Below are 6,820 nucleotides of genomic sequence, written 5' to 3'. Positions count from 1 at the left end.
GCGCAGGACCTTGCCCGCCGCACCAACACCGCCATGCCGCTGACGGCGGCCTGCGCCGAGATCCACCGTATGCTGACGGCCGCAGGCCTCGGCGGAGAGGACCAGGCGGCCCTGATGGAATTCTTCCGCGGCCCGAGCAAGGAGAACTTCGCATGATCACCCGCTACGCATTGTTCGAGGGCAAGGTGAAGGAGGGCAGGACCGATGCCTTCCGCAAGGCCGTGATCGAGCGTATCCTGCCGAAGTGGAAAGAGTTCCCGCACGCCACCGACGTGCGGGTCTGCTTCGCCGAGAGCCGCGACGAGGGGGCGCCGGAATATCCGATGATCCTCGCCGTCAACTATCCGAGCCTTCAGGCCGTGGAGGCGGCGCTTGCCAGCCCCGCGCGAACCGAGGCCCGCGCGGCCACCGAGGCGGTGCTCGCCGAATTCTTCGACGGCCGCATCCACCACCATGTCACGCTCGCAAACGAATACAGGCTCTAACGGCCTTTAGGCTTCTTGCGGCAGGAGCGCCCAGAAGGCGAAGAGCGGCTTGCCGCCCGAGCGCATGGCGTGGCGGATGCCCGGCGTGTTGTGGAAGGAGCCGCCGACGCCCGGCGTGAACCAGCCGGAATTGCCGTGCATGAACTCGCCCTCCGTCAGGACGAGGTAGGTTTCCTCCGGCGCGTGGTCGTGATCGGGATAGCGCACGTCCGGCGCCAGCAGGCTCGCGCCGAGCCAGACGTCCCTGCGGTCTTCCAGCCCGCCCGGCCCGACGACCATCGCATTGGCATGGCCCGCCGGGAAATTCTCGCTCGCCGTGCCGTCGCCCGCCCGCGCCTTCCATTCCAGCAGCGGCTCGATTGCCCGGAACCGTTCGGCCAGCGCATCGAGCAGGGGTTCGCCGGTCCCGGCCGCAAGGACCGTATCGAGATGCGCGTCGCAGACGGCGAGCCGTTTCCCGATACCGGGCCGCTCCGGCCCGGGCGTCTTCAGGCGCTCCACGATCCGCGCGAGCGACCGGCGGCCCTCCGGGTCTTTCGCGAACCCGTCATAGGCGGCGGAGGCCGCGTCGAGGAAATCCTGCAATGCGCCGCTCCGGGCCATGTCAGAGATCCTTGGCAAGGCGCAGCGCATCGTAGATCGCCGCATGCGTGTTGCGGGCGGCGACCGCGTCGCCGATGCGGAAGAGCTGGTAGGCGCCGTCCGGATTGCGGTCGAGGCCCTGCGGCTTCCCCGCGACCAGCGCATCGTAGGACACCGCGCCGAGGTTCTTCGAGCCGGGCTTCAGCTCGAAATAGAGGTCGTCCAGCGGAATGGTGCCGTGGTTGACGACGATCTGGTCGACCGTGCGCTGCCTGGAGACGCCGCCGTAGTCGCTGCCGACATGGGCGATGATCTGGTTGCCGCTCTTCTCCGCCGATTCCAGCCTGTAGGTGACGGTGAAGGTCGCATCGAGCTTCTGCAGCGAGCGCATGTAGGGCACGAGGTTCATCGCCATGACCTCCGGCGCGAAGGATCGGTCCGGCGTCATGATCTCGACCTTGCCGCCGGCCCTGGCGATGAACTCGGCCGCCTGCAGGCCCGCATGGTCGCCGGCATCGTCGAAGACGAGCACGTTGGCGCCCGGCTTCACGTCACCCGAGATGATGTCCCAGGAGGAGACGACGAGCTCGTTGCCCCTGGTGAGGACGTCCGTGTGCGGCAGGCCGCCCGTCGCGACGATGACGACGTCCGGCTTTTCGGCCAGCACCGTGTCCGCATCCGCCCAGGTGTTGAAGTGGAAGGTGACGCCGTGCTTCTCGCACTGGCTCATGCGCCAGTCGATGATGCCGATCATCTCGCGCCGGCGCTCGCTGAGCGCCGTCAGCCGGATCTGGCCGCCGGGATCGTTCGCCGCCTCGAAGACGACGACCTCGTGGCCGCGCTCGGCACAAACGCGCGCCGCCTCCAGCCCGGCCGGGCCGGCGCCGACGACCACCACCTTCCGGCGCACCTCCGCCTTCGGGATGGTGTGCGGCATCGTCTCCTCGCGGCCGGTCGCCGCGTTGTGGATGCAGAAGGCAAGGCCGCCCTGGTAGATGCGGTCGAGACAGTAGTTCGCGCCGACGCAGGGGCGGATGTCGTCCTCGCGCTTCTCGATGATCTTGCGCACGATATGCGGGTCGGTCATGTGCGCGCGCGTCATGCCGATCATGTCGACCTTGCCGGCGGCAATCGCATGACGGGCGGTCGCCACATCCTGAATCTTGGCAGCGTGGAAGGTCGGGAACTTCGTCGCGGCGCGCACCTCGCCGGCAAAGTCGAGATGCGGCGCGCTCGCCATGCCCTGGATCGGGATGACGTCGGTCAGGCCCGGGTCCGTATCGATATGGCCGCGGATGACGTTGAGGTAGTCGATGAGGCCGCTTTCCTTGAGGTGGCGGGAGATTTCAAGGCCCTCTGCCTTTCCGGTCCCGCCGGGAAGACATTCGTCGGCCGTGTAGCGCACACCGAGGATGAAGTCGTCGCCGACCCGTTTCCGCATCGCCTTGAAGACGTCGAAACAGAAGCGCATGCGATTGTCCAGATCGCCGCCATAGGGACCGTCGAGCTCGTTGGTGAGCGGCGAGGTGAACTGGTCGATGAGGTGGCCGTAGGCCTCCAGCTCCACGCCGTCCATGCCGCCCGCCTTCATGCGCTCGGCGGCATCGGCGAAATCCTTGATGATGCGCTCGATGTCCCAGTCTTCCAGCTTCTTGGGAAAGGCCCGGTGCGCGGCCTCGCGGTGATGCGAGGGGGCGACGACGGGCAGCCAGTCGCCCTTGTCCCAGCGCGTGCGCCGGCCGAGATGGGTGAGCTGGATCATGATCGCCGCGCCCGCTTCGTGCACGGCGTCGGTCATCTCCCGGATCCACGGGACGATCTCGTCCTTGTAGGCGAGGAGGTTGTTGAAGACCGGCGGGCTGTCCTTCGAGACCGCCGCGGAGCCGGCCGTCATCGTCATCGCCACCCCGCCGCGCGCCCGCTCCACCGTATAGGCGCGGTAGCGGCCCTTCGGCATGCCGTCCTCGGGATAGGCCGGCTCGTGCGAGGTGACGATGATGCGGTTTCTGAGGGTCAGGTGCTTCAGTTGGAAGGGCTGGAGGAGAGGATCGTTCGACATGCGACGGGCTCCGGTCTAAGGGGACTTCATCAAAACGGTAAGCGTGAATGTACACAAGTGTCAATATAAATTGACACAGTAGTTCTCCATATGAACACTCATGTACATTTTGCTTGTCAGCATCGGCGGGATTTGTTAGGAGACGGTCATGGAACAGGCGACGAGCGACAGCGGTTGGCGAGGTTCTCAGGAGGGTTGGCTGGAGGCGGCCTACGACTCCCTGCTCGAATCCGGCGTGGATTCGGTGAAGATCCTGCCGCTCGCCAAGCGGCTCAATCTCTCCCGCACCAGCTTCTACTGGTTCTTCAAGGACCGGGAGGAATTGCTGGGCGCGCTCATCACGCGCTGGCGGGAAAAGAACACCGGCAACCTCGTCAGACAGTCCGAGGCCTATGCGGAATCGCTTGCCGAGGCGATGCTGAACGTCTTCGACTGCTGGCTGAACAAGGACCTCTTCGATTCCCAGTTCGAATTCGCCGTGCGTAGCTGGGCCCTGCAATCGCCGGAGATCCTGGCCGAGGTGCAGGAGGCCGACCGGGTGCGCGTGGAAGCGCTCGGCCGCATGTTCATGCGCTTCGGCTATGAGGAAGGGCCGGCGGATGTCCGCGCGCGCACGACCTACCTCGTCCAGATCGGCTACATCTCGATGCAGTCCCGCGAGGACCTTGCGCTGCGCATGAAGCGCATCCCCGAATATATCGCGATCTATACCGGCCAGATCCCCCAGCAACGGGAACTCGACCGTTTCTTCGCGCGGCATGGATACAAACCGGAGTGAGGACAAGGTGGACGAAGGCAGGGGCTTGAGGATCGGCGTGATCGGCGGTGCCGGCTGGCTGGGCGGGGCAATCGCCACCGCCGTGCTGGATGCGGGCATCGCCGCCCCTTCGGACCTTGCCCTCTCCTATCGCCGGCAGCGCCCGGACCGCTTTCCCGGCGCCTTCTGGACCACGGACAACCAGGCGCTCGCCGACCGCTCGGACGTCATCGTCCTTTCCGTCCGCCCGGCCGACTGGCAGCCTCTCGCCGTCGATGCGAAAGACAAGCTCGTCATCTCCGTCATGGCCGGCATCCGCCTTTCCGCCCTCTGCGCGCAGCACCGGACCCACCGCGCCGTGCGCACCCTGCCGAACGCGGCCGCCGAGGTCCGCAAATCCTATACGCCCTGGATCGCCAGCGACGGTGCCGGCGCGGACGACCGCAGGATCGTCCGCGCGATCTTCGGTGCCTGCGGGGTAGAGGACGAGGTGCGCTCCGAAGCGGAGATCGACTATCTCACCGGCCTCACCGGCTCCGGCCCCGCCTTTCCCGCGCTGCTCGCCGAAGCGATGATGGCGGACGCCGTCGCGCACGGCCTCGACCCGGAGGTCGCGCGGCGCGCGGTCAACACGGTCCTCGTCGGCGCCGGGAGGCTCCTGGAACGGCGGGACGACTGTCCCGCCGAGACGGTCAGGACTTTCCTCGACTATCGCGGCACCACGGCGGCGGCGATCGAGGCGATGAATTCGGCGGGCTTTGGCATCGCCGTGGCGCGCGGCCTCACCGCGGCCTTCGAGAAATCGGCACGCATGGGAAAAACGCCCTAACGCCGTTGCGGGCGGGCCTACGCGGCACCCCGCCCGGCAAGACAAGCCGCACACAGAGGGAACGATAATGAACAAACTGCTTGCATCGACATGCCTCCTTCTCGGAACCATCGCCGGATCCTCGTTCGCCAGCGCAGCCGACTGCGGAAACGTCACCATCGCCAGCATGAACTGGCAGAGCGCGGAGGTGATCTCCAACCTCGACAAGATCATCCTCAACGAAGGCTACGGCTGCAACGCCGAGATCACCATCGGCGACACCGTGCCGACCATCACCTCGATGGCCGAGAAGGGCGAGCCGGACATCGCCCCCGAGGCCTGGATCGACCTCCTGCCCGACGTCGTCAAGAAGGGCACGGAGGAAGGCCGCATCATCACGGTCGGCTCGCCGCTTCCCGACGGCGGCGTGCAGGGCTGGTGGATCCCGAAATACTTCGCCGACGCCCACCCGGACATCAAGACCATTCCCGATCTCCTGAAGCATCCCGACCTGTTCCCCGCCCCGGAGGACCCGAGCAAGGGCGCGATCTACAACGGTCCGCAGGGCTGGGGCGGCACCGTGGTGACCGCGCAGCTCTACAAGGCCTTCGAAGCGGAGAAGGCCGGCTGGACGCTGATCGACACGGGCTCGGCCGCCGGCCTCGACGGCTCCATCGCCAAGGCCTATGAACGCCAGCAGCCCTGGGCCGGCTACTACTGGGCACCGACCGCCCTCCTCGGCAAGTACGAGATGGTGCAGCTCGAGGCCGGCGTTCCCTACGATGCGGCCGAATGGAAGCGCTGCAATACCGTTGCCGACTGCCCGGATCCGAAGCCGAGCGCCTGGCCGGTCGATACCATCGTGACGCTCGTCGCCAAGCCGTTCTCCGAAAAGGCGGGCCCCGAGGTCATGGATTACCTGAAGAAGCGCTCGTGGAGCAACGCGACCATCAACAAGCTGATGGCCTGGATGACCGACAACCAGGCCAGCGGCGAGGACGGCGCCAAGCACTTCCTCGAGGAAAATCCCGACATCTGGAAGGAGTGGGTTTCCCCGGAAGCCGCCGCCAAGGTCGAAGCCGCGCTCTGAGGGCGCGGCCATGCCCGGCTGCGATGCGCCCCGCGCGCATCGCACCTTTCCGCCGTCTCAGTCCGTGGCGATCTCGATCGAGGTGAGGAGCGTCGAGCGGGCGGTCTTCAGGTGCTCGCCGCAGGCATGGCGCGCCTGTTGCAGGTCGCCGGTCTGCAAGGCGGCGATATAGGCAAGGTGCTCTTCGACGGCGACCTTGTTGCGCTCCCGCTCGTCCTTCTTGTTCCATTGGTAATGGTAGTGGAAGATCACCGACATCACGCCCTGGATGTTGATGAAGAAGCGGTTGGGCGCCGTGCCGTTGACCAGCCGGTGGAAACGGTGGTCGAGATTGGAGAAATCCCGGTAGCGCCGGTCGATGTCGGCCAGCATGTCGCGGTGCTCCTGTTCCAGCCCGGCCAGCGTGCGCCAGGCGGGATGATCGGACGGCAGCGCCACGAAGCGCTCCATCGCCCGGAATTCCATGAATTCGCGCATGTCGAAGAGCTCGGCCACGAAATCCACCGTCAGGCCGAGCGCCCGCCAGCGCCCGTTGCTCTGCCGCTCCAGCAGGCCGAAATGGCTGAACGTGCTGAGGCATTCGCGGATCGCCGAGGTTGAGACGCCGAACTGGCGCGCAAGGTCGAGCGCATTGATGCTCTGGCCGGGGCTGCAATCGGGCCCGACCATCCAGGTCATGAACTTGCGCTCCACCATGTCCGCAAGCGGCTCCAGGTCGGTGCCGGCAAGATAATCCTCCGCACGCGGCAGGCGCAGCAGCACCTTCGAACGCCCCTCCAGCGCAACGATGCCGGCACCCGCAAGCCCCGCCAGCACGGCGCGCAGCGTCGTCCGGCTGACCTTGAGCCTTGCCGCGAGCGCGGGCTCGGAGGCAAGCACCGTACCCGGGGTGCTGCGCGCCAGAAGGTCGAGGCACTGGTTGAAGGTCCGTTTGTAGAGCGTGTTGGTCTTCATGGAGCCCCCTCCGGCCACGCTGTTTTTTAATGTGATTTTTTTATATAAAAAACAGATTGCCTGTCAAGGGAATGTCTTTTATTCA

General features: G+C 66.2%; 7 protein-coding genes and 1 pseudogene. 5 read left to right on the top strand and 3 right to left on the bottom strand.

All coding sequences use genetic code 11. The features are described from left to right. Both HNQ66_RS11595 and HNQ66_RS11590 read left to right on the top strand, forming a co-directional pair. A pseudogene (locus tag HNQ66_RS11595) lies at window positions 1–156 on the top strand (NAD(P)-dependent oxidoreductase); the annotation flags it as partial. Further along, a complete protein-coding gene (locus HNQ66_RS11590) occupies window positions 153–485 on the top strand; it encodes a hypothetical protein (RefSeq protein WP_184144252.1) in 333 nt (110 codons plus the stop codon). The pseudogene HNQ66_RS11595 and the gene HNQ66_RS11590, both read left to right, overlap by 4 nt. A 6-nt stretch (window positions 486–491) precedes the next feature. Here HNQ66_RS11590 and HNQ66_RS11585 read toward each other — a convergent pair whose 3' ends face one another. Beyond that, window positions 492–1,088: a dimethylsulfonioproprionate lyase family protein gene (locus HNQ66_RS11585; RefSeq protein ID WP_184144250.1), complete on the bottom strand. Its 597-nt coding sequence runs from the start codon at window positions 1,086–1,088 to the stop codon at window positions 492–494. A 1-nt stretch (window position 1,089) separates the two neighbouring features. Then, window positions 1,090–3,126: an NADH:flavin oxidoreductase gene (locus HNQ66_RS11580; RefSeq protein WP_184144248.1), complete on the bottom strand. Its 2,037-nt coding sequence runs from the start codon at window positions 3,124–3,126 to the stop codon at window positions 1,090–1,092. Window positions 3,127–3,274: 148 nt separating this feature from the next. Here HNQ66_RS11580 and HNQ66_RS11575 point away from each other — a divergent pair, with 148 nt between their 5' ends. The 3 genes from HNQ66_RS11575 (at window position 3,275) to HNQ66_RS11565 (ending at window position 5,781) form a co-directional block, all read left to right on the top strand. Further along, entirely contained in the window at window positions 3,275–3,904 is a 630-nt protein-coding gene (locus HNQ66_RS11575) for a TetR/AcrR family transcriptional regulator (RefSeq protein ID WP_184144247.1), read from the top strand. Next, the gene (locus HNQ66_RS11570) at window positions 3,885–4,712 is read left to right on the top strand and encodes a pyrroline-5-carboxylate reductase family protein (protein ID WP_184144245.1); all 828 of its coding nucleotides are present in this window, start codon (window positions 3,885–3,887) and stop codon (window positions 4,710–4,712) included. The genes HNQ66_RS11575 and HNQ66_RS11570 overlap by 20 nt, the downstream gene beginning before the upstream one ends. 67 nt (window positions 4,713–4,779) lie before the next feature. Then, complete coding sequence (locus tag HNQ66_RS11565; protein ID WP_184144243.1) at window positions 4,780–5,781, top strand: ABC transporter substrate-binding protein; 1,002 nt, start codon at window positions 4,780–4,782, stop codon at window positions 5,779–5,781. Between the two features lie 57 nt (window positions 5,782–5,838). On the opposite strand, the gene HNQ66_RS11560 is transcribed toward HNQ66_RS11565, so the two are convergent. Continuing rightward, window positions 5,839–6,735, bottom strand: coding sequence for a GntR family transcriptional regulator (locus HNQ66_RS11560; RefSeq protein ID WP_184144241.1), 897 nt, complete (start codon window positions 6,733–6,735; stop codon window positions 5,839–5,841). Between the last annotated feature and the right edge of the window lie 85 nt (window positions 6,736–6,820).

It is taken from the genome of Shinella fusca, assembly GCF_014203155.1.
Classification (GTDB): domain Bacteria; phylum Pseudomonadota; class Alphaproteobacteria; order Rhizobiales; family Rhizobiaceae; genus Shinella; species Shinella fusca.
This window is presented reverse-complemented; position numbering and strand designations above follow the sequence as displayed.

What these genes read in the sequence shown, in the direction of transcription:
- HNQ66_RS11565 (WP_184144243.1), top strand. Translation starts at nt 4,780, where the DNA reads ATGAACAAACTGCTTGCATCGACATGCCTCCTTCTCGGAACCATCGCC.
- HNQ66_RS11570 (WP_184144245.1), top strand. Translation starts at nt 3,885, where the DNA reads ATGGATACAAACCGGAGTGAGGACAAGGTGGACGAAGGCAGGGGCTTG.
- HNQ66_RS11560 (WP_184144241.1), bottom strand. Translation starts at nt 6,735, where the DNA reads ATGAAGACCAACACGCTCTACAAACGGACCTTCAACCAGTGCCTCGAC.
- HNQ66_RS11585 (WP_184144250.1), bottom strand. Translation starts at nt 1,088, where the DNA reads ATGGCCCGGAGCGGCGCATTGCAGGATTTCCTCGACGCGGCCTCCGCC.
- HNQ66_RS11580 (WP_184144248.1), bottom strand. Translation starts at nt 3,126, where the DNA reads ATGTCGAACGATCCTCTCCTCCAGCCCTTCCAACTGAAGCACCTGACC.
- HNQ66_RS11575 (WP_184144247.1), top strand. Translation starts at nt 3,275, where the DNA reads ATGGAACAGGCGACGAGCGACAGCGGTTGGCGAGGTTCTCAGGAGGGT.
- HNQ66_RS11590 (WP_184144252.1), top strand. Translation starts at nt 153, where the DNA reads ATGATCACCCGCTACGCATTGTTCGAGGGCAAGGTGAAGGAGGGCAGG.